A 22,823-nucleotide genomic window follows, 5' to 3' on the forward strand; every position below is an offset into this window, starting at 1 on the left:
AACAAAGGATCATCCCTTTGCGCCACTTCCATCGGAGGGGCGAAAAGAAGAAAATCCGCACTTGCTGCGATGCAATAACACACTCCTGTCACTCTTTTCCGGCAGGGTGCGATTCGTGATGCGAACAATGGAGCAGGACATGTACTCATATAATCTGTTCCGAAGCACCAAACCGGACGGATTGGTTTGCGCCGTCCCGGAAGAGCGCTCCGTTCCTTCGTTCGTCGTCGAACCGCATTGGCAATTCGGCGGGCGGCTCGAGAGCCAGGACGCGCCCCTTGGGTTCGACCGGAAGGCGGCCATGGAAGGCGTTCGCTTCAATGGTTTCTATCTTTTCGCGAGCTTTCAGAAGGATCGTCCGGGCCAGTAGGGTCCGGCAGTTTCCCGCGCGTGTCCGGCTGATCCGGTCGGGCATGCCCAACCAACTAAAGAACACACCGTCGATTCCGATCGAAACTTGATCTTAAGCGGCAGCTGTCTTCTATCTGGCTTTTTCGCCCGCCGCCTTTCATCCCCGATTCGATTGTGAACTCCTCCCTCGCCCTCATCTGGACCATCACGGCCGCAACCACCTTACTGCAAGCTGGCAACGGCCTGCTGCAGGCGCTCATGCCCCTGCGGATGCAGGCCGAGGGGATCTCGGTCGCTTCCATCGGCGTCGTGGCGGCCGCCTATGGACTCGGGTTCTCGACAGGCTGTTTCCTCGCCCCGAGCTTCATCCGGCATGTGGGCTACATCCGGGCCTTCGCCAGTCTCGCGGCGGTGGTAGCCGTCCTGATCCTCGCCATGACCCAGGCGCATTCGACCTGGGCCTGGATCCTTCTGCGCGGCCTGACCGGCATCACGCTCGCCTGCATCTTCACCGTGACGGATGGTTGGATCAGCGCCCGCGCCATGTCGAGCCATCGTGGGCGGATCCTGTCGATCTACATGATCTGCACCAAGGTTGCCCTGATGCTGTCTCCGCTCGGGATCGGCTTCGGCAATATCCGTACGGACGGCTTGTTCATGATGGTGAGCGCCCTGATCACGCTCTCGCTCCTGCCAATTGCCGCGACAACCACGACGGAACCCGCTGCCCCGCAGGGCGTGCGGATCGAGGTACGGAGGCTGTTCGCCGCTGCGCCATCCGCCGTGGTGGGCTCTTTCGTCGTCGGGTTGGTCAATGGCCCGGTCATTGCCATCACGCCCGTCTTCGGCGTCAGCATCGGATTGACCCAGGATCAGGCCGCGGCCCTTCTCTTCGCCCTGCAGGCCGGCAGCCTCGCCATGCAATGGCCGCTCGGATGGCTCTCCGACAGGGCGGACCGGCGCTATGTGATCGCAGGGCTCGCCGCAGGAACGAGCCTCGTGTCGCTCCTGATCCTCTGGGCCAGCGCACAGGGCGCCAATCTGCTGATCCTCTGGTCGTTCGCGGCCTGGGGCGGCCTAGCCCTCTGCATCTACTCGGTCTGCGTGGCCCATGCCTGCGACATCGTCGATCCGGGGCAGATCGTGTCCACCGTCGGGACGTTGCTGTTCTCCTGGGCCGCCGGCGTCACCATCGGTCCCCTGTTCGGCGCGGCCGCCATGGAGATGATGGGACCGAAGGGGCTGTTCATCTACTCGGGCGTGGCCTCGCTCGGGCTCGTCGCGTTCATCGTGGTGCGGATTCTTCAAGTGGACCGCTCGCCGGCCAAGGGCGGCTTTGCCGTTGTCGCGACCACCAGCTCGGCCGCGGCAAGCCTGACGCCGCGTGCGGACCTTCAGGCGGTCGAGGATCAGGTCCCTGAGGCGCACAGCCCGTGCGCGGAGGGCGAGCCCGATCAGAAGCCCGATGCGTCGGCCGTGGCCCGAGCCGACACGGCCTCGTAACGGTTGAGGCGCTTGTCGATCATGTCGTCGATCTTGCCGTAGACTTCGGCCACGCTGAGCTGACGTGTCTTCTTGCCGTCCTTGGTGAAGAACAGCGACTTGTTGGACTTGGCGGCCGCCGGGAAGGCGTCCGGAGCGCTCTTCTTCGGGGTATCGTCCACCAGGGCGATGAACCGGCTCGCGCTGTCGACGCCGAAGAAGTGAGACAGGTAGAACTCCGACCGGCTCAGCTGCCGTCCGAGCTTGGTCTCGATCTTGGCCTTGTCGCGCTTCATCATTTCGGCCGCCATGAGGGCCGAGATGTAGGGATTCCGGCGCAGTCCGAGAATGTGCTCGCGCATCGTGGCGTCCGCCACGTCGATCTTGGCTCCCGCGCCCGAAATCGCCTCGGCTTCTGCCGTCAGTCCATGCAGGGGGCCGAACGAGCGTACCGCATCGAGCCACGTGCTGGTGATGAACTGGAACAGGCCGACGGCGGAAGAAGTCGAGGCCTTGTTGCCGGGCAGAAAGCTCGATTCCTTGTCGGCCAAAGCCATCATATAGACCGGATCGGCTCCGGTGGCCTTGGACGCCCGCAGGATCGTGTCGACGATCCAGACGGGAACGCGCATCTCCTCGAACTCCATGAATTCCGTAAGTTCGCGGGAGACGGTCTCCTCGTCCTTGGAACCCGCCGAAGCTGGTTCCTCCGTCAGAGGAATGGACAGGATAATCTGCTTCTGCAGTTCCGCCGTCGTCGCTTCCGCTGCGGCAACTGGAGCGATGGCTTCGAGCGGATCGGCTGGGGAGGCTTCCTGATCGGACATGGAGAAGGGCGCCGTCGAAGGGGCGGGCGGCAGCCGGATGGCATTCGGACCGGCGTCGAGGGGCGGCGGCAATGCTGTCCACGCCTCGGCCGCCGAGGCGGAATGCGTGTGGATTGCCGTGCCGATGCCAATGGTCAGGCATGCGCTGAGCCCGAAGCACTTGGTGAGGTCCAGCAGGGTTTTCCCTCCCTGCGAGGGTGAACGGCAAGCGTCAACAAGGAACCGGAGGCCGGTCTTCTTTTCGCTCTCAAGGCAAATGGCCGTCTGCTGGCATGCGTCCTGAGACGCTGTCAGAGCGATTTGCATATGGATAAGTCCCCACAAATGCACCGTTTCTCCGCCGAGGCGGGTGTACGGTCGTTCTTCGTTCGACGGGGCAAGTATGTGATGGCCTGATATGTCCAGAATAGGTCAGCTTGACGGTAAAATTCCGAATGTGTTCCAGGGTGCGACCATTTGTATTGGTTTATTAATAGACGTTCATCTTCGAAGAAGCCTTGTTTTCCAACAAAAAGCTTTGTTACCGCTAGGTATGACTGATGGCGAGATGACGCAGGGTGAATAATACGATGTGATGAGATGACAATAGCTGAATAATATTAACCTTAGGTAAGGTAATACTGATCGGCTTGAACATCATTGGTTCAAGCAGTTCGGCATGTCGGCTGTGCCATATTCCCGTCCCGGCCTTCCGTTTAAACGCCAACTCGCACCCTGCCGATCTGCCGGATCGACAGGTGTTTCCGCCGATAGGTCCTGCATGATAGGGAACGTGCGTGCCGGGGATCGAAACACCCACAATGCTCCACCGCTCTGTCAGCCGCCGCGCAGCATTGGTTCTGCTGTCGTGCTTGGCGCTCTTCTCCGCCGGTGCCCAGGCTCAGACAAGGCCGGCTCGGGTTGTCTCGCTCAACCTTTGCGCCGACCAGCTTCTTCTGGCCTTGGCCGACCGGAGCCAGATCTTGTCCCTCAGCCGTCTCGCCGGGGATTTGTCTCTCTCGTTTCTGGCCGGAAAGGCCGCTGGCATGTTCCGGAACGACGGCGCCGAGGCCGTCCTTTTCGCCAATCCTGATCTTGTGCTGACGGGCACCTATGGCCAGCAGGAGCAGGTCGCCCTGTTGAGACGACAGGGGCTGGAGGTTCTGACCTTCGGGCCCTGGACGAACCTGGAGGACGGACGCGGGCAGATCCGCGTCTTGGCCCGTAGGCTCGGGCATCCTGAGCGTGGCGAGGATCTGATCGCTCGCATCGACGGGAGCCTGGAGAGGGCGAGGGGGATCGTTTCAGGAGGGCGCAGTATCCTCATCTATGAGCGAGGCGGCTGGGTCATGGGGGCCCGTTCGCCGCTCGGTGAGATCCTGGTCCAAATGGGTTTCAGGTTGCATCAGGAGGCGCTGGGACTGACACAGGGCGGCGTGGCGAGGCTGGAAGCCGTCGTGATAAGGCCACCTGATTTCATGCTCGTCGATGAGGCATCGAGCCAGGCGGTCGACAACGGCACGGCGCTTTTCGCGCATCCGGCCCTGACAGAGGCGGTGCCCCCGGACCGCCGCCTGACGCTTCCCGCCCGGCTTACCATCTGCGGCGGTCCTTCGACACCCGCCGCCATCGACGCATTGAGCGCCGAGGTCCAGGCCAGGATCCGGTGACGGACCGGGCTATTCGAGCCTCAGCTGCAGGGGAGGGTTCGGCTTGAGGAGGATGGGGCAGCCTGCCGCGACGAAGACGACGGCGTCGCATGCTTCTGCGATTCTCTGGTTGAGGCGGCCCTGCTCGTCACGAAACCGCCGTCCCAGGGGCGTCGCGGGCACGATGCCCTGACCGACCTCGTTCGACACCAGGATCAGCGGACCTCCCGCATCCCGAACGGCCTGAATCAGCCGGTCAGCCTCATGGGGAGGGTCGCGCTCGGCCAGAACGATGTTGGACAGCCAGAGAGTCAGGCAATCGACCAGAACGGCTCGTCCGGGAGCAGTCTCGCCCTGAACGACGTCCACAAGATCGAGGGGCGCGTCGACCGTTCGCCACGATCCGTCGCGCTCGGCACGATGCTGCGCGATCCGCTCACGCATTTCCTCGTCATAGGCCTGGGCCGTGGCGATGTAGATCCGCTCCGTCGATGCGCTCTCGGCGAGCCGCAGCGCAGTGCTGCTTTTCCCGGAGCGGGCTCCTCCCAGGACAAGGACGCGGCGATAGGTGAGCATGATCGATCAGGTGGTCAGGCGATTGAGCGGCAGGATCATATGAACGCACAAGCCTTCCGGACGCCAGTCCCGATCGAGCGTGCCGCCGAGCTGTCCCGTGATGCTTCGCTGCGACAGCTGGGTGCCGAACCCTTCAAAGGTCGGAGGCGTCTCGATGCGGGGACCGCAGGTCTCGGTCCAGTGAAAATCGACGTTTTCGTCCTGCAAGGTCCATTGAATAGACAACTCGCCCTCCGGGCAGGACAGGCAGCCGTATTTGGCCGCATTCGTCGCGAGTTCGTGCAGGACCAGGGCAAGGCTCGTGGTCGTGTTCGACCCGACGAGGACATTCGGTCCCTTGATCGCGATCTTGTTCTGGCTCGACTGCCGGTAAGGCTCGAGAACCGCCTCGATCAGCCGCGCGAGTTCAACGTCCGAACCTTTGCCCGATTCACCCGCCGAGACGGGCTGCACCAGCTCATGGGCCCGCGACAGGGCGCTCAGGCGCCCGCGCAGGGCATTGGCCATGTCCTTCGTATCCTTCGCCGTGCGGGCGGTCATCGAGACCATGCCGTTGGCGATGGCGAACAGGTTCTTGACCCGATGGTTGAGCTCCCGCGTCAGAAGCTTCTGCGCCTCCTCCAGGGCATGATGTTCCGTGATGTCGCTGACCACGCCATAAAGGCTGATGGCGTGATGATTATTGTTTCCATTCGCATAAACAGCCTGTCCGTGCGAACGGAACCAGCGGAGTCTCCCGTCGGGCAGGATGGCGCGATACTCGCTGTCGTACTTGCCGTCGGACCCGGGGGCCGCCGCCGCGGCGATACGCTCTTTGACGCCTTCCACATCCTCCGGGTGGATCATCGCCCAAGCGTCTTCCAGGGTCAGGCTGTACAATCCGTTGTGGGGAATGTGATAGAGGGCGCAGGAGCCCTCGTCCCAGGTGATCAGGTTCTTTTCCAGGTCGATCTGCCAGGTTCCGAGATCGGCGGCCTCGAGGGCGAGCCTGTACTGGCTCTCGAGCAGGCGGATGGTCTCGTCGGACTTCTTCTGTGCGTTGATGTTGGTACTCGTGCCGAACCATCGGGTAATCTTACCTGTCAGATCCTGGATCGGAATGGCCCGGCTGAGAAACCATTCATACCCGCCCGCAGCCGTCCTGACACGGTATTCCCATTCATAATCCTGCCCGGCTTCCAGGGAGCGGCGCCAATGCTGCAGAACTTCGGGCAGGTCGTCCGGGTGGATGGCTACTTCCCAGCCGTTCCCAAAAAGCTGCTCGCTGGAAAGCCCCGTAAACTCACGCCACCGGCGATTCACGTAATCGACAGATCCATCGGGACGGGACGACCAGATGAGTTGAGGCAGCGACTCCGCCAGAACAGCAAATTGCGTTTCCGTTTCCTTGAAATCCACTCAAAACTCCTAGGCGCGACCCAGCGGCCAAGTCTCCGATGCAACGGAATCATTGTTGTAGGCCTTTTTCGAGGCTGACAACCCACATCGACCATCGGCGGCGATTTCTCCGGCGAAAGTGTAGCGCCAGCCTTTCGAAACCCCGTGTGCATCGGATGGATCCCAAAAGTGCATTCCACTTTTGGGCCCGATGCTCTAAAAGGCGGCCGACGTCTGGCGGTTCCCCCGGCCAGAGCATAGATGCAGGACAGCCCTCATACCCGATGCGATCTTTTCCACGCTGAGGCTGATTGACCGTTTTCATGAATGATTTGAGTCCCCGTCCGGTGTCCGAGCCGGAGATGTCCTCTGCCGAAGCCCTTCATCCGAAGGAGCGCCGGTCCCGCCGGTTCGCCTGGATCGGGATGGCGGCGAGCGTCCTCCTGTTCGGCGCGTCATTGGTGGTTCTCTGGCACATCGTATCGGAAATCGATGTCAACGAACTGAAAGCGGCTTTCACGGCCGCCAGCCTGCGCCAGATCGGTCTCGCGGTCCTCCTGACCGCCATCAGCTACAGCCTGTTGACCTGCTACGATGCCATTGCCCTGCGGCAGCTCAAGCTGCAGGTTCCCTACCGGACGACCGCGCTTGCCTCCTTCACGAGCTACGCGGTGAGCTTCACGCTCGGCTTTCCCCTGCTGACGGCCGGCACGGTCCGCTACTGGATCTACTCCCCCAAGGGGGTCAGCCCGGGACGGGTGGCGAGCCTCACCGTGATTGCCGGCGTGACCTTCTGGCTCGGCATGGCGCTCGTCCTTGCCTGGAGCCTGATCAGCAACGCCGACGAACTGGCGAGCCTCGTCTACACCCATATCTGGATGAACCAGCTGGTGGGCCTGGGCGCTGCAATCTTCGTCATCGGCTACATGGTCTGGGTCTCGATCAAACGCCGCGCCGTGAAGATCCAGGGCTGGAAGCTGGAACTGCCGGGCTTTCGCCTGTCCCTGGCCCAGATCCTGATCGGCGCGGGTGATGTCTGCGCCGGCGCCGGGGTGCTCTTCGTGCTCTTGCCCGGCGGGCACAATCTCAGCTTCGAGACCTTCCTGGCGGTCTATATCTTCGCCGTCATGCTCGGCGTGGCGAGCCATGCACCGGGGGGGCTCGGTGTCTTCGAGGCCACCATTCTCCTGGCCCTGTCGAATTATCCCCGCGAGCAGGTCCTGGGGGCGCTGCTCCTCTACCGGCTCTGCTATTACCTCGTTCCCTTCGTGATCGCCCTCGCGATCCTCGGGGCCTACGAGATCCGCAACCGCATCCGGGCCGCCCGGCTGTCCTTCAAGCCGGACGACGACGAAGAACTGACGGGCGAGGTCGAGCTCGGCGGGAGATGACACCTGGGCCGGTCTCCCCTAAACAAGGCGGGCCGCGCCTCCGAGACATCTCTCCATGAACGACTCCGACGACCTCTCGCCGGACACCCTCCGACAGAGCGCCTCTCCGATCCGTGACGCCGCCCTGCGCGGGACGATCGTGACCTGCTTCGTGCTGGTCTCCGTCGCGCTGGTGCGGGGCCAAGGGGACGGATGGCTCCTGGTCTGGGCGGCGATCGCCATTCTCGCGGGATTTCTCGTTGCCGGCCCCAAACGCAGCCTGGGGCTCGGAACCAGGATCATATCCCAGCCGAAGGCGAATTCCCGCTCCAGCGTCGCCGAGGCGGTTCTGGCGCAGATCCCGGATCCCGTCATCCTGGTGGACCAGCGGGCGGTTGTGATCGAGGCGAACCGGGCCGCTTACGATCTTCTGGCGGGACTGAAGACCGGTCATCCCCTGTCCTTCGCCCTTCGGACACCGGACGTGCTCGACGGCATCCAGGAGGTGCTGGACAGCGGCCAGGCTCTCAAGGTCGAGTATTCGGAACGCATCCCGACGGAGCGGACCTTCGAGGTCCATATCGGCCCCCTGCAGGCCGATGTCGCCGATGCTGAGGTGAAGGCGGGCGTCGTCCTGTTCTTCCGCGACCTAACCTCGGCCCGGCGGCTGGAGGCCATGCGGGCCGATTTCGTCGCCAATGCGAGCCATGAGCTGCGCACGCCCCTGGCCTCGCTCCTGGGCTTCGTCGAAACCCTCCAGGGCCCCGCCCGGGACGATGCCAAGGCCCGGGAGCGGTTCCTCGACATCATGAAGGGCCAGGCGCAGCGCATGAAGCGACTGATCGACGATCTCCTGTCCCTGTCGCGGATCGAGATGCGGGCCCACCTGTCGCCCACCCAGATGGTCGATCTCGCAGCCATCGCGTCCCAGATGGTCGAAACGCTCTCGCCCTTGGCGAAGGAGAGGGGCGTGGCGATCCAGGCGACCCTGCCGGAGAAGCCTGTCCTCGTCCTCGGCGACCGGGACGAGCTTCTGCGCGTCGCCGAGAACCTGATCGAGAACGCGGTCAAATACGGTGAGAGCGGCGGGAGGGTGGACGTGGAGGTCGTCCGGACCGGAGAGCCGGTGCCGCAGGTCGCCTTCTCCGTGCAGGATTACGGCCCGGGCATCGCGCCCGAGCACCTGCCGCGCCTGACCGAGCGGTTCTACCGGGTCGATGTCGTGCAGAGCCGGGACAAGGGCGGGACCGGTCTCGGGCTCGCCATCGTCAAGCACATCGTCAACCGCCACCGCGGCCATCTCGACATCACCAGCGAGCCAGGGCAGGGCGCCCGGTTCACGGTCCGGCTCCCGGATGCCGGGCCTCGCCCGTAGCGGGCGCTGCAAAATCCCCTCTCCCAACCGGGAGAGGAGATGCGCTCGCTCGTTTCAACCCCCTCCCAAGGGATCCTTTGGGGGTGTCATTTAATTGTCATCCAACTGTCTTAGAGGAGACATCCGTCGGGCCTAGCTGTCCCATCGCGTGACGCGGCCCAGGCTTTGAAGCGGCCTGTCGCGCTCGAATGAACAGGAGACTTACCGTGAAGATCATGTCCTACGCCTTTGCGGCCGGCCTTGCCGTCGCGAGCCTCACGACCACGGCATCTGCGGCCGACATCACCGGCGCAGGCGCAACGTTCCCGTTCCCGGTCTACTCGAAGTGGGCTGAAGCCTACAAGAAGGAGACGGGCAACGGCATGAACTACCAGTCGATCGGTTCCGGCGGCGGCATCAAGCAGATCCAGGCCAAGACGGTCGATTTCGGTGCCACCGACGCTCCGATGAAGGGTGAGGACCTCGAGAAGAACGGTCTTCTCCAGTTCCCGACCGTCATGGGCGCCGTCGTCCCCGTCGTGAACATCCAGGGTGTCCAGCCCGGCCAGATCAAGCTCACGGGCCAGGTTCTCGCCGACATCTTCCAGGGCAAGATCGCCAAGTGGAACGATCCCAAGATCGCCGAGCTGAACGCCGGCGTGAATCTGCCGAGCGCCAACATCACCCCGGTCTACCGCTCCGACTCCTCGGGCACGACCAGCGTGTTCACCACCTACCTGTCGCAGGTTTCCGATGCCTGGAAGGCCGAGCTCGGCGCCGGCACCACGGTCAACTGGCCGATCGGTCAGGGCGGCAAGGGCAACGAGGGCGTTGCCGCGACGGTGAAGCAGGTTCCGAACTCGATCGGCTACGTCGAGTACGCCTACGCCAAGCAGAACAACATTCCCTACACCCTGCTCCAGAACAAGGCCGGTAAGTATCCGCAGCCTGAGATCAAGTCGTTCCAGGCGGCTGCCGCCAGCGCCAACTGGACGTCGGCTCCCGGCTTCGGCATCTCGCTGACCAACCAGGCCGGCGACGATGCGTGGCCGATCACGAATCCCACCTTCATCCTGGTCTACAAGACGGCCGAGAAGCCGGAACAGGCTGCCGAGGTGCTGAAATTCTTCGACTGGTCCTTCAAGAACGGCGACAAGCTCGCTTCCGACCTCGACTACGTCCCGCTGCCGGACAATGTCGTCGAGCAGATCCGCTCGACCTGGTCGAAGGACATCAAGACCAGCGCCGGTCAGCCCGTCTACAAGATGTAAGCTGGTCCCTGACCTGTGGATGGAGTAAGGCGGATGGCTGTTTTGTCTGATGAGATCATCGTGTCGAGCAACATGCAGTCCGTCCGCCGCCGCACTTCAGCCGTTTTCGATCAGGGCTTCCGCTGGGCAAGCTACGGCTCGGCCCTGATCGTTCTCGCCGTCCTGACGGGGATCATCGGCACGATGGTCTACGGGGGATGGCCTGCCTTCCAGGAATTCGGTTTCGGGTTCGTCACGTCCAGCATCTGGAACGTGGGCGGCGAACAGTTCGGCGCCTGGGTCGCCATCACCGGCACATTGACCTCCGCCCTGATCGCTCTCGTGATCGGCGTGCCGATCTCCATCGGGATCGCGATCTTCCTCACGCAGCTCTGCCCGCCGTGGCTCCGGCGTCCGGTCTCGACCGTCATCGAGCTGCTGGCCGCGGTGCCCAGCATCATCTACGGCATGTGGGGCCTCTTCGTCTTCGCTCCGCTCTTCGCCAACTACGTACAGATTCCCCTCACGACGATCGTGGAGGGCATGCCGATCCTCGGAACCATCCTCTATGCGCGCGTGCCGTCCGGCGTCGGCATGCTGACGGCGGGAATCATTCTGGCGATCATGATCATTCCTTTCATCGCGTCGATCACGCGCGACATGCTGGACCAGATCCCCAGCATCCTGCGCGAGAGCGCCTACGGCATCGGCTGCACCACCTGGGAAGTGGTGCGCCACGTCCTGCTCCCTCAGGCAGGCGTCAGCATCATCGGTGCGGTCATGCTCGGCCTCGGGCGCGCACTCGGCGAGACGATGGCGGTCACCTTCGTGATCGGAAACGCGAACCGCCTGTCCCTGTCGCTCTTCGATCCGAGTTCGACGATCGCGTCCCGTATCGCCAACGAGTTCAATGAAGCATCGGGCCTGCATATGAGCGCCTTGCTGGCCCTCGGCTGCATTCTGTTCGTGGTCACTTTCATTGTTCTTGCTCTCGCGCGCCTTCTGATCGCGCGCGTCAAGACTGCTTGAGGTGAAGGATGGACACCGTGGTTCACAATCAGGCCTCGGCTGCAATGCCTGCTCCCTGGGGGCGTGTGCGCCGCAGCCGCTATCTGGCCGATCGCGTGCTCAAGATCGCCTGCACCCTGTTCACCCTGCTCGGAGCCTTCGTTCTGGGCTGGATCCTGCTGATGCTGCTCTATGAAGGCATCGGCGGTCTTTCGCCGGCGGTGTTCACGGAGACGACCCCGGGGCCCGGAACGCAGGGGGGCGGCATCGCCAACGCCATCGTCGGCAGCCTCGTTCTCACCACGCTCGGCATCGTGGTGGCGACTCCCATCGGTGTGCTGGCTGGGACCTACCTGGCCGAATACGGCAAGGGCTCGGTTCTGGCGACGGTCATTCGCTTCGTGAACGATATTCTGCTCGCCGCACCCAGCATCCTCATCGGCCTCTTCGTCTACATTCTGATGGTGCAGCCGATGGGCGGCTACTCGGGCTGGGCCGGCGGCGTCGCATTGGCGATCATCGCCATCCCGGTCATCGTCCGCTCGACGGAAGACATGCTCCGCCTCGTGCCGGGTTCGCTGCGCGAAGCCGGCGCCGCCCTCGGCGCGCCCATGTCCAAAGTGATCGTGAAGATCAGCTGGAAGGCCGCCCGCGCCGGCATGGTGACGGGCGTGATCCTCGCCACCGCGCGCATCGCGGGCGAGACCGCTCCTCTTCTCTTCACCGCCCTCAACAACAATTTCTGGTTCAGCCCGACGCTGATGGGCGGTGTCTCGAACCTGCCCGTCACGATCTACCAGTTCGCGCTGGCGCCTTACGAAAACTGGCGCGAGCTTGCCTGGGCCGGTGCCCTCATCATCACCATGTCGATCCTGGCGCTGTCCGTCGTGGCGCGCCTCATCCTGAGGAAGGATAAAGTCCGATGAGCACGATTGCCCTCAACACGAGCAGCGCCATCGGAAACGCGGCGGCTGCGGATACCGGCGCTCCCGTGCGCATCGCCGTCAAGAACCTCAATTTCTACTATGGCGACTTCCGCAGCCTGAAGGACATCTCGATCGATTTCCACGACCGGCAGGTGACGGCCCTCATCGGCCCGTCCGGCTGCGGAAAGTCGACCCTGCTGCGCACCTTCAACCGGATCTACAGCCTGTATCCCGAGCAGCGCGCCGACGGTCAGATCCTGCTCGACGGGCAGAACGTGCTTTCACCCTCTATCGACGTGAACGAACTGCGCGCGCGCGTCGGCATGGTGTTCCAGAAACCGACGCCGTTTCCCATGTCGATCTACGACAACATCGCCTTCGGCATCAAACTCTACGAGAAGCTGCCGAAATCCGAACTCGACGGACGTGTCGAGGAGGCCCTGCGCAAGGCGGCCCTCTGGGACGAGGCGAAGGACAAGCTGCGCCAATCGGGCATGGGCCTGTCGGGCGGCCAGCAGCAGCGCCTGTGCATCGCGCGCACCATCGCGCAGCGGCCGGAGGTGATCCTGCTCGACGAGCCGACCTCGGCGCTCGACCCGATCTCGACGGGCAAGATCGAGGAGCTGATCGAGCAGCTCCGCTCGGAATTCACCATTGTGATCGTCACGCACAACATGCAGCAGGCGGCGCGCATCTCGCAGTTCACGGCGTTCATGTATCTGGGCGAACTCATCGAGTTCGGACCCACGACCAGGATGTTCATGAACCCGACCAAGAAACAAACCCAGGATTACATCACAGGCCGCTTCGGCTGACCGAAGCGCTTCAAGGGAGGCCTATCCCATGGCGGAGCATATCGTCAGCTCCTACGACAACGACCTGCAGGGTCTCCGGCAGCGCATCTCCGAGATGGGCGGCATCGCCGAGAAGATGCTCGTCGATTCCATCGTGGCACTCGTGCGCCACGACAAGACGCTCGCACAGGTGGTCGTGGCCTCCGACAAGCGCCTCGACGTGCTGCAGCGCGAGGTGGAGGAGAATGCCATTCTCACCATCGCCCGGCGCCAGCCGCTCGCGGTCGACCTGCGCGAGACCATCTCGGCGATCCGCATTTCCGGCGATGTCGAGCGCATCGGCGACATGGCGAAGAACATCGGCAAGCGGGCGCTCGCCATCGGGGACGACTTCCAGCCGCAGAAGATCGTCGTCGGCCTCCAGCACATGAGCGACCTCGTGCTCGGGCAGCTCAAGGACGTGCTCGACGCCTATGCGCAGAAGGACACCGCGAAGGCGCTCGACGTGTGGAAGCGGGACGGCGCCATCGACGCGCTCTACACTTCCCTGTTCCGGGAACTCCTGACCTACATGATGGAAGACCCGCGCAACATCTCGTTCTGCACGCATCTTCTCTTCTGCGCGAAGAACATCGAGCGCATCGGCGATCACACCACCAACATCGCCGAAACCGTTCACTATCTCGTCACGGGCGAAACGCTGGCCATCGACCGGCCCAAGAACGATCGCTCCATCGACACGACGGTCGCACCTGGAGCCTGACCATGGGACCTCGCGTTCTGATCGTCGAGGACGAAGAACCCTTGATGCTGCTTCTGCGCTACAACCTCGAAGCGGAAGGCTACGAGGTTGACGGCGTGTCGCGCGGCGACGAAGCGGAGATCCGCCTGCGCGAGCAGGTTCCCGACATCGTGCTGCTCGACTGGATGCTGCCGGGCCTGTCCGGGATCGAGCTCTGCCGTCGCATTAGGGCCCGCACGGAAACCGAGCGCCTGCCGGTGATCATGCTCACGGCCCGGGGCGAGGAGGGCGACCGGATCCGTGGCCTCTCGACGGGCGCCGACGATTACATCGTCAAGCCGTTCTCGGTGCCGGAGCTGCTCGCGCGGGTGCGCGCGCTCCTGCGCCGGGCGAAGCCCGCACATATTGCGACGCTGCTCAGGGCCGGCGATATCGAACTCGATCGCGAGACCCATCGCGTGCGCCGCGCCGGGCAGGAGCTTCACCTCGGTCCGACGGAGTTCCGGCTCCTCGAGTTCCTGATGCAGAGCCCCGGCCGCGTCTTTTCCCGCGAGCACCTGCTCAACGCCGTCTGGGGCCATGACGTCTATATCGACGAGCGCACAGTGGACGTGCATGTGGGCCGCCTGCGCAAGGCCATCAACCTGCCGCGCCGGCCCGACCCCATCCGCACCGTGCGCGGCGCCGGCTATTCCTTCGACGAGACCTTCGCCCGCGAGGAGCAGGCGGTGAACGCCTAAAACGTCCTGGAGTGCGATCCTTGGAATCCGCACCGTTTGCTCAAGGACGCGTATAACCTCTCCATGTCTGGATGGGCTTGGCCCGGCCATCCCGATATGGAAAAGCGCGGCGTATCAAACAATCGAGGTCACCGGCACAAGGTTGGTGATGACGTGAGAGAGGAACGCGAAAAGGGCCGCGCTGATCGACCTCAGCGCGGCCCTTTTGTTGCAAAAGTCCGATTTTTAAGCGCGCGCCAGCTTCCGCTCACGCTTGCGGTCGGCCACCGGCTGGTAGGCGATGCGGGCGTGATGGGTGCAATAGGGCAGGCCCGTGATCGAGCGGGCGCCGCAGAAGCGGAATTCGGGTTTCGTCGGGTCGCCCATGGGCCAGCGGCACATGGATTCGCGCAGGTCCATAATGGTCACGCGCTCGGACATGGGAATGGCGACCTCGTCCTCGGCGAAGCTCACGGGCGCCTCGGCCACGGGCTGCAGCGGGATCGGAGCCAGCACCACGTTGTTGTTGTGCGGCTGCGGTGCAATCGGGGCCGGGGCGCTCGGGGCGCGGGTCGCCTTGCGCGGACGCGCCGCGACGGACGCGGCAGGTTTCGCATCCTTGGCGCGGCCCGACAGGCCGAGGCGGTGAACCTTGCCGATCACCGCATTGCGGGTGACATTGCCAAGCTCGGCGGCGATCTGGCTCGCGCTCAAACCATCGGTCCAGAGCTTCTTGAGAAGCTCGACCCGCTCGTCCGTCCAAGTTCCGCCCGCATCCATCATTTTTAAACCTGCCTCCATCGTGTCGGGCTTTCAGGCTCAGAATCCCGGACGCCTCGCGGACAGGGTTTGATGTCCGACCGCGTTGCGAGGATCGCTCCTGAGGGTGAATGCCGCCGCACGAATGCTGTACTCGACTGCCCTGAAGTTACAGGATGGGTGGACTCCGGCGCAAGAGTCCCCGAGCGGACCCTGTCGTTTTCCCCAAGGAACTCGCCTCAGGTAAAAATTCCTTGTGATGAATGACTTCATTTCTCTTGAATTGACAGGGTCTCGCACCTCGTTAGAATCCCCGCCGTGCCGCCCTCGCTGGGGCGGCGCTTTCTTTTTCAGGCCCGGGTGCGACCTTGGGCCTCTCTAGGCGGAGACAACCCGTGACATCGCCATTGCTGCCGACTTTTGCCCGCGCCGAGCTTTCCTTCGAGAAGGGAGAGGGCCCCTGGCTCTACGGCCGAGATGGCGAGCGATATCTGGATTTCGGCGCCGGCATCGCGGTGAATGCCCTGGGCCACGCGCACCCGCATCTGGTGAAGGCCCTGACCGAGCAGGCCTCCAAGATCTGGCACAGCTCCAACCTGTTCCAGATCCCGGAGGGCGAGCGTCTCGCCCAGCGCCTCGTCGACAACACCTTCGCGGATTTTGTCTTTTTCACCAATTCCGGCGCCGAGGCGAACGAGGCTGCCATCAAGATGGCCCGCCGCTATCACCATGTGAACGGCAACCCCGAGCGCTTCCACATCGTCACCTTCGAGGGCGCCTTCCATGGACGTACCCTCGGCACCATCGCGGCCGGCGGCCAGGCCAAGTACCTGGAAGGCTTCGGCCCCAAGGTGCAGGGCTTCGACCAGGTTCCGCCCGAGGACCTGGAGGCCCTGAAGGCCGTCATCGGCCCGCAGACGGCGGCCCTGATGATCGAGCCGATCCAGGGCGAGGGCGGGGTCAGGAGCGTGTCGCCCGCCTTCCTGCGCGAGCTGCGCGCCCTGTGCGACAGCCATGGCCTGCTCCTGATCTTCGACGAGATCCAGACCGGCGTCGGCCGTACCGGCAAGCTCTTCGCCTATGAATGGAGCGGCGTGACGCCCGACATCATGACGGTCGCCAAGGGCATCGGCGGCGGCTTCCCGCTGGGCGCCTGCCTGGCCACGGCGGAGGCCGGCAAGGGGCTCACCCTCGGCACCCACGGCACGACCTTCGGCGGCAACCCGCTCGCCATGGCGGTCGGCAACGCCGTGCTCGACGTCATCTTGGAGCCCGGCTTCCTGGAGAGCGTCGAACGCAAGGGCCTGCTGCTCAAGCAGCGCCTTGCCGAGCTGAAGGACCGCCATCCGGGCATCATCGCCGAGGTGAGGGGGCAGGGGCTCATGATGGGCCTGCGCACTGTCGTTCCCAACACGGACTTCGTCAACGCCGCCCGGGATCAGAAGCTCATCGTGATCGGGGCCGGCGACAACGTCGTCCGCCTCCTGCCGCCGCTGATCATCACGGAAGCCGATCTCGGCGAAGCCATCAATCGTCTGGATGCCGCCTGCGCGGCCATCGAAGCTGAGCAGAAGAACGCCTCTCAGCCGGGAGCAATTCAATGAAGACCCGCCATTTCCTCGATCTCAGCGACTTTTCCGGCGCGGAGATCCGGCACCTCCTGAATATCGGCCTGGAGATCAAGTCCAAGCGCCGCCGCGGCGAGAAGCCGAAGGACCGCCCGCTCGAGGGCAAGGTCCTGGCGATGGTGTTCGACAAGCCCTCCACCCGCACCCGCGTGTCCTTCGATGTCGGCATGCGCGAGCTCGGCGGCGAGACCCTGATGCTCACCGGCAAGGAGATGCAGCTCGGCCGCGGCGAGAGCATCGCCGACACCGCGCGCGTGCTCTCCCGCTATGTGGACGCCATCATGATCCGCACCCTGGACCATGCCATGGTGACGGAGCTGGCCCAGTACGCCTCGATCCCGGTGATCAACGGCCTGACCAAGACGACGCATCCGTGCCAGATCATGGCCGACATCATGACCTTCGAGGAGCATCGCGGCTCCATTCAAGGCCGGACGATTGCCTGGACGGGCGATTCCAACAACGTGCTGGCCTCCTGGGTCCATGCGGCGGCGCGTCTCGATTTCACCCTCAAGATCGCGTCCCCGCCGGAACTTGCTCCGCGCCCGGAGCTTTTGTCCTGGGCGAAACAGCAGGGGGCCAGGATCAGCGTGACCACCGATGCCTTCGAGGCTGCCGAGGGCGCCCATGCGATCGTCACCGATTGCTGGGTGTCCATGGGCGACGACGACGAGTTCCGGCGCCAGAATCTGCTCAAGCCCTATCAGGTCAACGGCAGGCTCATGGGCGTGGCCGACAAGGATGCGATCTTCATGCATTGCCTTCCCGCCCATCGCGGCGAAGAGGTGACGGATGAGATCATGGATGGTCCGCAATCGGTGGTCTTCGACGAGGCCGAGAACCGGCTTCACGCACAGAAGGGCATCCTGGCGTGGTGCCTTGGAGCAGCAAACGCATGAGTTCAGCTTCGCTTGAAGGAAACGACGACGTCGTCCTGCCGTTCGCGGTCGAGCCTCTCGACGTGCGCGGGCGCGTGGTGCGTCTCGGAGCCTCCATCGACACCATCCTGGCCCGTCACGGCTATCCCGACCTGGTGGCCCGCGTCATCGGCGAAGCCGCGGCCCTGACGGTCATGCTCGGCGCGTCCCTCAAGCTCGAGGGGCGCTTCCAGCTTCAGACCAAGACCGACGGCATCATCGACATGGTGGTCGTCGACTTCAATGCGCCGGACCGCCTGCGTGCCACGGCCCGCTTCGACAAGGACAAGCTCGAGGCGCTTGGGACGACCTCGCCCGGAACGGGCGAGCTCCTCGGATCGGGCTATCTGGCCATGACCATCGATCAGGGTTCCGAGCGCAGCCGCTATCAGGGCGTCGTCGCCCTCGAAGGCCAGGGGTTCGAGGAGGCGGCGCATCAGTATTTCCGCCAGTCCGAGCAGATCCCGACCCAGGTGCGCCTCGCCGTCGCCGAGCAGTTCGAGGACGGCCGCCATACCTATCGCGCGGGCGGCCTGATGATCCAGTTCCTGCCCTCCTCGTCGGAGCGCCTGCGTCAGGCCGATCTTCATCCGGGCGACATCCCGGAGGGACATCCCTCCAATGATCTGGCCGCGCCGTCCGAGGACGATGCCTGGCTTGAAGCCAAGTCGCTGGTCGGCACGATCGAGGATCATGAGCTGGTCGATCCGACCGTTTCCAGCGAGACGCTGCTCTATCGCCTGTTCCACGAGCGGGGCGTGCGCGTCTTCGAAGCCCAGCACGTACATGAGGAATGCACCTGCTCGCACGAGCGCATCATGGGCATGATGCGCCGCTTCTCGGCGGAAGACCGTCGCGACATGATCGGCGACAACGGCCGCATCGGCATCACGTGCGAGTTCTGTTCGCGCTTCTACGATCTGGATCCCGCGGATGTGGAAGCCGAGATCGCCAAGTCGGAAGCAGCGGACTAACAAGGCTTCAACACACACTGAGATGATCAGTATGGCCGACTGGTCTTGCCCTCCAACGTCATGGCCGGCCTTGTGCCGGCCATCCCGATTATTTTAAGCGCGCACCTTTCCGATCGAGATCACCGGCACAAGGCCGGTGATGACGTGAGAGGGCCTGACAGCGCATTTCGGGTCAGCCTGTCCGGATCAGGGCTGAATGTGATGTGATGGCGTTAGGAATTCGCGCACGTGGCCGCGAGCCGTCGCATGAAGGCCAGCCCCGCGTCGAGCTGTTCCAGCGTGATGTACTCGTCCGGCTGGTGCGCCTGGTTGATCGAGCCGGGGCCGCACACGACGGTGGGAATGCCCGCTGCCTGATAATGGCCTGCCTCCGTGCCGAAGGGCACCGTCTGCGTGTGGTTCCTGCCTGCGAGGCGAAGCGCCAGGACCTCCGCGGCCGAACCCGGATCGGGCGCGAGGCCCGGCACGTCGGCATGCAGAACGGTCTCGATCCGTCCGAACTCGCCGAACCGGTTGAGACGCTTCAAGGCCACCTCCTCGACGAACCGGTCGAGCCGGCTGGGAATCTCCTGCGGGTCGAGGCTCGGCAGGCCGCGGAACTCCCAATGGAACGTACAGGACTTGGAGAGAATATTGCGCGCCGTGCCGCCTGAGATCGTGCCCACATGCACCGTCGTGTAGGGCGGATCGAAGCGTCCGCTCGCGTCGCCGCGCTCCATCATCTCGTCGCCGATGCGATTGAGCTCCGCGATCAGTTCGGCCGCCGTCATCACGGCGCTGGCGCCGAGATAGGGCTTCGACGAATGCGCCTCGAAGCCGTGCACCGTGGTGGAGAAGGTCACGACGCTTTTGTGCGCGTCCACCACCTCCAGCATGGTCGGCTCGCCGACGATGGCGGCTTTCGGCAGGGGCAGGTCATGCCCGAGGCGCCGGATGGTGTCGACGACGCCGAGGCAGGTCGTCTCCTCGTCGTAGGAGAGCATGATGTGGATCGGCGTCGTGAGATTGGCGTCCAGGAATTCAGGCACCATCGCAAGCGCCAGCGCATCGAAGGCTTTCATGTCCACCGCGCCGCGCCCATAGGCGCGCCCGTTCTCCACGCGGAGCTCGAAGGGGTCCGAGGTCCAGGCCTGACCGGTCACCGGCACCACGTCCGTATGGCCGGACAGCACGATACCGCCCCGATCCTGCGGGCCGATGGTGGCATAGAGTGCCGCCTTCTCGCCCGTCTCGTCGGGCACGCGCACGTAAGGCACGTTCCAGCTTTGAAGATAGCCTTCGACGAATTCGATCAGGGGCAGGTTCGACTTCGAACTCACGGTATCGAACGAAACCAGCTTCGCCAGCATTTCGAGCGGCGTCAGCCGCTGTCCGGTGGAAATCATCAAGAACCTCAGTGCAGCACGCGCTTGGCGCGGGGAATGTCGAGCGAGAAGGCGGGAATTTCGGCGTCGAAGGTCTCGCCGGTGGCGGTCTCCATCAGGTAGGTGCCCTGCATAGTGCCGCTCGGCGTCGGCAGGGGGCAGCCGCTCGTATAGCTGAAGCTCTCGCCTGGGCCCAGGACCGGCTCTTCCCCGACGACCCCAGCGCCGCGCACCTCCTGCACGTGGCCGTGCTCGTCGGTGATCCTCCAGTGGCGGGCGCGGAGCTGGACCCGCTCCAAGCCCGTATTGATGATCTCAACCGTGTAGGCGAAGAAGTAGCGCCCCTGCTCGGGAGAGGATTCTTCGGGCATGTAGCGGGGCGTCACCGTCACGGAGATGCCGCGGGTCACAGCTTTGTACATGAGCCTGCCTCACGCCGGTCGAAGAATTCCATGGGCCCGTGGTACGGCGGCCTTCGGGTCCCGTCAATTGACCGGGGAGGAGGGGCGTGCGCCCTGGTTCGCGGAACTATCCCCAGGGCATGAAAGCGATTGAGAATTCCGTAACAAGCCTTAGAGATACTCTCAGGCTCACCAATTCAAAGAGGGCTACGCCCCTCGGAAGACAGACATGGTTGCGTTGAAGGACGGGATTCAATCGGCTGATGCCATCATGCGCCTTGCCGAGGCGGGAGCCATCAAACCGGAGACCCCCTTCGCCTCCGACCAGGTCCAGCCGGCCAGCCTCGACCTGCGGCTCGGGCGCCGGGCCTACCGGGTCCGCGCCAGTTTCCTGCCGGGTCGCAACCATACGGTCCAGGACCGGCTTGACCAGTTGAGCTTCCACGAAATCGATCTCGCCAAGGGGGCGATCCTGGAGACGGGCAGCGTCTATATCGCCGAGCTGCAGGAGGAGCTGGCCCTGCCGGAAGATGTGTCGGCCGCTGCCAACCCCAAGAGTTCCACCGGCCGTATCGACGTGTTCACCCGGGTCATCACCGACCGGAGCCAGGAATTCGACACCATCGGGGCAGGCTATCGCGGACGCCTCTATGCCGAGATCTCGCCGCGCACCTTCCCCGTTCTGGTCCGAACCGGCACACGCCTGTCGCAGCTGCGCCTGCGCAAGGGCGATGTGCGTCTGAGCGACGCCGAGCTCCTGGCGGTCCATGAGCGGGAGCGGGTCGTCACCTCCGCCGAGCCGTCCATCCAGGATGGCGTCGCGGTGAGCGTGGATCTCGCGGGGTTCGGCCCCGACAGGCTCATCGGCTACCGAGCCAAGCGCCATACGGGCCTCGTCGACGTAGACAAGCCCGGCTCCTGCCGCGTGGTGGATTTCTGGGAGCCGCTTTATGCGGATTCCAGCCGGACCCTTATTCTGGATCCGGGGCAGTTCTATATCCTGGCCTCCAAGGAGGCCGTGCACGTGCCGCCCGATTATGCGGCCGAGATGGTGCCCTTCGACCCGCTCGTGGGGGAGTTCCGGGTCCATTATGCGGGCTTCTTCGATCCGGGCTTCGGCCACGCGGAAGCAGGAGGGGAGGGGGCCCGCGCCGTCCTCGAGGTGCGCTCCCGCGACGTTCCCTTCATTCTCGAAGACGGCCAGATCGTCGGACGGCTCGTCTATGAGCGCATGGCCGAGCGGCCCAAGGTGCTCTATGGCGCAGGCGCCGGCTCGAACTATCAGGCGCAGGGCCTGAAGCTCTCCAAGCATTTCCGCTGAACACACCGACACTCTGGGCCTCGTGCGGACTCGCACGATGCTCACTTCTGGAAAAGTGCATCGTTCTTCGCGGAAAACCGTCGTCCACCTGTGGCTGGCGTGACCCTTCGGGTCGCTGATGCGGCCTGAAGGGTCCGCACGATGGTCTAGTGGTGAGTTGTCCGCTTCTTGTGGGTGGTCTGATGCCGCTTAACACTGCCGGTGCTCTGCGGAATGCCGAGCACACCCTTCACTCCGCCGACGACACCCCCGGTGACACCGCCAACCGCTCCACCGACAGCCCCGCCGACAGGACCAGCGGCACGATTGCCGACGGCGGCTCCCTGTTCGGCGCCGCGTACGATTCCTTGCGCCTGAACGGAAGCAGGGACGGAAAGAACGGCGAGGCCGATCGCGGCAAACAGAATACGTGCTTTCATAGGGCTTGCTCCTCTCTTTGGAGAAATCAAACCCAATGGACGAGGTAGGTTCCTTATCGAGTTTCCATTCACGCTCGTGGAACCATGATTTTTTCGTGTCCGTGGGGAGAAGCCGTTCCGACGCGCGCCCTCAACCGACATGAACGTCCGAGCGACAATCCAGAATGCCTATCCATTCTATACGGGTAGCGATTCCGGGTCAGGATCATAAGAAGGCGTTTGACGCCGAAGCCACCACCTTGCTAAAAACGGAAGGCACACGAGCGGCACGGAAAGCCATCAGCGAAATCCGCTGAGAGGTCCAAGGAGCCGGACACGTCAGTGTCTGCGGGCGTAGTTCAGAGGTAGAACGTCAGCTTCCCAAGCTGAATGTCGTGGGTTCGATTCCCATCGCCCGCTCCAAACTTCCTCAAAAGCATTGCTGATGAAGGCTTTTTGCTTTCTAGGTGTGGGTTCCAAGGCAGTCTTTTTCCATGTTTGGTTGTGCGGCGGTTGACAAACGGTTTGGGAACCGACATATCCGCCGTCCCGCCGGGCGTGTGGTTCGGGCGGGCTTCATGCTCTTGACGCGGCCGGCGCGGCCGGGATCCTTGGGATCCTGCCGATGGGCCGGTTTGTGATCGTGGTCTTCCGGGG

The 22,823-nt window shown here is 63.8% G+C and carries 22 protein-coding genes and 1 tRNA gene; 16 read left to right on the forward strand and 7 right to left on the reverse strand.

Features of this window, described 5'->3' with window-relative positions; all coding sequences use genetic code 11:
* The first annotated feature begins 139 nt into the window (after positions 1-139).
* Positions 140-370, forward strand: a complete 231-nt coding sequence (locus tag AB4097_RS03530) for a hypothetical protein (protein ID WP_442037222.1) — start codon at positions 140-142, stop codon at positions 368-370.
* Between the two features lie 155 nt (positions 371-525).
* On the forward strand, positions 526-1,854 hold the full coding sequence (locus AB4097_RS03535) for an MFS transporter (RefSeq protein WP_442037223.1): 1,329 nt from the start codon (positions 526-528) through the stop codon (positions 1,852-1,854).
* Here the strand turns inward: AB4097_RS03535 and AB4097_RS03540 are convergent.
* Complete coding sequence (locus AB4097_RS03540) at positions 1,806-2,966, reverse strand: transglycosylase SLT domain-containing protein (RefSeq protein ID WP_442037224.1); 1,161 nt, start codon at positions 2,964-2,966, stop codon at positions 1,806-1,808. The genes AB4097_RS03535 and AB4097_RS03540 overlap by 49 nt on opposite strands.
* A gap of 494 nt (positions 2,967-3,460) precedes the next feature.
* Here AB4097_RS03540 and AB4097_RS03545 point away from each other — a divergent pair, with 494 nt between their 5' ends.
* On the forward strand, positions 3,461-4,309 hold the full coding sequence (locus AB4097_RS03545; RefSeq protein ID WP_442037225.1) for an ABC transporter substrate-binding protein: 849 nt from the start codon (positions 3,461-3,463) through the stop codon (positions 4,307-4,309).
* A gap of 9 nt (positions 4,310-4,318) precedes the next feature.
* On the opposite strand, the gene cobU is transcribed toward AB4097_RS03545, so the two are convergent.
* Both cobU and AB4097_RS03555 read right to left on the reverse strand, forming a co-directional pair.
* Positions 4,319-4,864, reverse strand: coding sequence for a bifunctional adenosylcobinamide kinase/adenosylcobinamide-phosphate guanylyltransferase (gene cobU, locus AB4097_RS03550; protein ID WP_442037226.1), 546 nt, complete (start codon positions 4,862-4,864; stop codon positions 4,319-4,321).
* 6 nt (positions 4,865-4,870) lie between these two features.
* Positions 4,871-6,262 (reverse strand): sensor histidine kinase, encoded by a 1,392-nt coding sequence (locus tag AB4097_RS03555; protein ID WP_442037227.1) that lies wholly within the window; start codon positions 6,260-6,262, stop codon positions 4,871-4,873.
* A 341-nt stretch (positions 6,263-6,603) separates the two neighbouring features.
* On the opposite strand from AB4097_RS03555, the gene AB4097_RS03560 reads away from it, so the two are divergent.
* From AB4097_RS03560 to phoB, 8 genes are all read left to right on the forward strand, one after another.
* Positions 6,604-7,632, forward strand: a complete 1,029-nt coding sequence (locus AB4097_RS03560) for a lysylphosphatidylglycerol synthase domain-containing protein (RefSeq protein WP_442037228.1) — start codon at positions 6,604-6,606, stop codon at positions 7,630-7,632.
* Between the two features lie 55 nt (positions 7,633-7,687).
* A complete protein-coding gene (locus AB4097_RS03565; RefSeq protein WP_442037229.1) occupies positions 7,688-8,986 on the forward strand; it encodes an ATP-binding protein in 1,299 nt (432 codons plus the stop codon).
* 206 nt (positions 8,987-9,192) lie between these two features.
* Positions 9,193-10,236 carry a phosphate ABC transporter substrate-binding protein PstS gene (gene pstS, locus AB4097_RS03570; protein WP_442037230.1) on the forward strand — a complete coding sequence of 348 codons (1,044 nt, stop codon included), beginning with the start codon at positions 9,193-9,195 and terminating at the stop codon, positions 10,234-10,236.
* Between the two features lie 72 nt (positions 10,237-10,308).
* On the forward strand, positions 10,309-11,244 hold the full coding sequence (pstC, locus tag AB4097_RS03575) for a phosphate ABC transporter permease subunit PstC (protein WP_442037248.1): 936 nt from the start codon (positions 10,309-10,311) through the stop codon (positions 11,242-11,244).
* 8 nt (positions 11,245-11,252) lie between these two features.
* A complete protein-coding gene (pstA, locus tag AB4097_RS03580) occupies positions 11,253-12,149 on the forward strand; it encodes a phosphate ABC transporter permease PstA (RefSeq protein WP_442037231.1) in 897 nt (298 codons plus the stop codon).
* A complete protein-coding gene (gene pstB, locus AB4097_RS03585; RefSeq protein WP_442037232.1) occupies positions 12,146-12,964 on the forward strand; it encodes a phosphate ABC transporter ATP-binding protein PstB in 819 nt (272 codons plus the stop codon). The genes pstA and pstB overlap by 4 nt, the downstream gene beginning before the upstream one ends.
* Positions 12,965-12,992: 28 nt before the next feature.
* Positions 12,993-13,706: a phosphate signaling complex protein PhoU gene (phoU, locus tag AB4097_RS03590; protein WP_442037233.1), complete on the forward strand. Its 714-nt coding sequence runs from the start codon at positions 12,993-12,995 to the stop codon at positions 13,704-13,706.
* A gap of 2 nt (positions 13,707-13,708) precedes the next feature.
* A complete protein-coding gene (phoB, locus tag AB4097_RS03595; RefSeq protein ID WP_442037234.1) occupies positions 13,709-14,425 on the forward strand; it encodes a phosphate regulon transcriptional regulator PhoB in 717 nt (238 codons plus the stop codon).
* 225 nt (positions 14,426-14,650) lie between these two features.
* Here the strand turns inward: phoB and AB4097_RS03600 are convergent, their stop codons facing one another.
* Positions 14,651-15,187, reverse strand: coding sequence for a GcrA family cell cycle regulator (locus AB4097_RS03600; protein WP_442037235.1), 537 nt, complete (start codon positions 15,185-15,187; stop codon positions 14,651-14,653).
* A gap of 371 nt (positions 15,188-15,558) precedes the next feature.
* On the opposite strand from AB4097_RS03600, the gene AB4097_RS03605 reads away from it, so the two are divergent.
* From AB4097_RS03605 to AB4097_RS03615, 3 genes are read left to right on the forward strand one after another with little or no spacing between them, the layout of a single operon-like run.
* Entirely contained in the window at positions 15,559-16,767 is a 1,209-nt protein-coding gene (locus AB4097_RS03605; protein WP_442037236.1) for an aspartate aminotransferase family protein, read from the forward strand.
* The gene (gene argF, locus AB4097_RS03610; protein ID WP_442037237.1) at positions 16,764-17,690 is read left to right on the forward strand and encodes an ornithine carbamoyltransferase; all 927 of its coding nucleotides are present in this window, start codon (positions 16,764-16,766) and stop codon (positions 17,688-17,690) included. Before AB4097_RS03605 ends, argF begins: the two co-directional genes overlap by 4 nt.
* Positions 17,687-18,682, forward strand: coding sequence for an Hsp33 family molecular chaperone (locus AB4097_RS03615; protein ID WP_442037238.1), 996 nt, complete (start codon positions 17,687-17,689; stop codon positions 18,680-18,682). The genes argF and AB4097_RS03615 overlap by 4 nt, the downstream gene beginning before the upstream one ends.
* Before the next feature lie 212 nt (positions 18,683-18,894).
* On the opposite strand, the gene argE is transcribed toward AB4097_RS03615, so the two are convergent.
* Positions 18,895-20,067, reverse strand: a complete 1,173-nt coding sequence (gene argE, locus AB4097_RS03620; protein WP_442037239.1) for an acetylornithine deacetylase — start codon at positions 20,065-20,067, stop codon at positions 18,895-18,897.
* An 8-nt stretch (positions 20,068-20,075) separates the two neighbouring features.
* Entirely contained in the window at positions 20,076-20,468 is a 393-nt protein-coding gene (gene apaG, locus AB4097_RS03625) for a Co2+/Mg2+ efflux protein ApaG (protein WP_442037240.1), read from the reverse strand.
* A gap of 208 nt (positions 20,469-20,676) precedes the next feature.
* On the opposite strand from apaG, the gene AB4097_RS03630 reads away from it, so the two are divergent.
* Positions 20,677-21,768, forward strand: coding sequence for a 2'-deoxycytidine 5'-triphosphate deaminase (locus AB4097_RS03630; protein WP_442037241.1), 1,092 nt, complete (start codon positions 20,677-20,679; stop codon positions 21,766-21,768).
* Between the two features lie 146 nt (positions 21,769-21,914).
* On the opposite strand, the gene AB4097_RS03635 is transcribed toward AB4097_RS03630, so the two are convergent.
* Positions 21,915-22,187 carry a hypothetical protein gene (locus tag AB4097_RS03635; RefSeq protein ID WP_442037242.1) on the reverse strand — a complete coding sequence of 91 codons (273 nt, stop codon included), beginning with the start codon at positions 22,185-22,187 and terminating at the stop codon, positions 21,915-21,917.
* A gap of 327 nt (positions 22,188-22,514) precedes the next feature.
* On the opposite strand from AB4097_RS03635, the gene AB4097_RS03640 reads away from it, so the two are divergent.
* Positions 22,515-22,589 (forward strand) — tRNA-Gly (locus AB4097_RS03640).
* Positions 22,590-22,823 lie beyond the last annotated feature (234 nt).

It is taken from the genome of Microvirga sp. 2MCAF35 (assembly GCF_052115545.1).
Classification (GTDB): domain Bacteria; phylum Pseudomonadota; class Alphaproteobacteria; order Rhizobiales; family Beijerinckiaceae; genus Microvirga.

Coding starts and splice junctions, on each gene's coding strand:
- AB4097_RS03560 (WP_442037228.1), top strand. CDS start 6,604: ATGTCCTCTGCCGAAGCCCTTCATCCGAAGGAGCGCCGGTCCCGCCGG.
- pstB (WP_442037232.1), top strand. CDS start 12,146: ATGAGCACGATTGCCCTCAACACGAGCAGCGCCATCGGAAACGCGGCG.
- phoB (WP_442037234.1), top strand. CDS start 13,709: ATGGGACCTCGCGTTCTGATCGTCGAGGACGAAGAACCCTTGATGCTG.
- AB4097_RS03540 (WP_442037224.1), bottom strand. CDS start 2,966: ATGCAAATCGCTCTGACAGCGTCTCAGGACGCATGCCAGCAGACGGCC.
- argE (WP_442037239.1), bottom strand. CDS start 20,067: ATGATTTCCACCGGACAGCGGCTGACGCCGCTCGAAATGCTGGCGAAG.
- pstC (WP_442037248.1), top strand. CDS start 10,309: ATGCAGTCCGTCCGCCGCCGCACTTCAGCCGTTTTCGATCAGGGCTTC.
- phoU (WP_442037233.1), top strand. CDS start 12,993: ATGGCGGAGCATATCGTCAGCTCCTACGACAACGACCTGCAGGGTCTC.
- AB4097_RS03545 (WP_442037225.1), top strand. CDS start 3,461: ATGCTCCACCGCTCTGTCAGCCGCCGCGCAGCATTGGTTCTGCTGTCG.
- AB4097_RS03530 (WP_442037222.1), top strand. CDS start 140: ATGTACTCATATAATCTGTTCCGAAGCACCAAACCGGACGGATTGGTT.
- pstA (WP_442037231.1), top strand. CDS start 11,253: ATGGACACCGTGGTTCACAATCAGGCCTCGGCTGCAATGCCTGCTCCC.
- apaG (WP_442037240.1), bottom strand. CDS start 20,468: ATGTACAAAGCTGTGACCCGCGGCATCTCCGTGACGGTGACGCCCCGC.
- AB4097_RS03600 (WP_442037235.1), bottom strand. CDS start 15,187: ATGATGGATGCGGGCGGAACTTGGACGGACGAGCGGGTCGAGCTTCTC.
- AB4097_RS03565 (WP_442037229.1), top strand. CDS start 7,688: ATGAACGACTCCGACGACCTCTCGCCGGACACCCTCCGACAGAGCGCC.
- AB4097_RS03630 (WP_442037241.1), top strand. CDS start 20,677: ATGGTTGCGTTGAAGGACGGGATTCAATCGGCTGATGCCATCATGCGC.
- cobU (WP_442037226.1), bottom strand. CDS start 4,864: ATGCTCACCTATCGCCGCGTCCTTGTCCTGGGAGGAGCCCGCTCCGGG.
- AB4097_RS03635 (WP_442037242.1), bottom strand. CDS start 22,187: ATGAAAGCACGTATTCTGTTTGCCGCGATCGGCCTCGCCGTTCTTTCC.
- argF (WP_442037237.1), top strand. CDS start 16,764: ATGAAGACCCGCCATTTCCTCGATCTCAGCGACTTTTCCGGCGCGGAG.
- AB4097_RS03615 (WP_442037238.1), top strand. CDS start 17,687: ATGAGTTCAGCTTCGCTTGAAGGAAACGACGACGTCGTCCTGCCGTTC.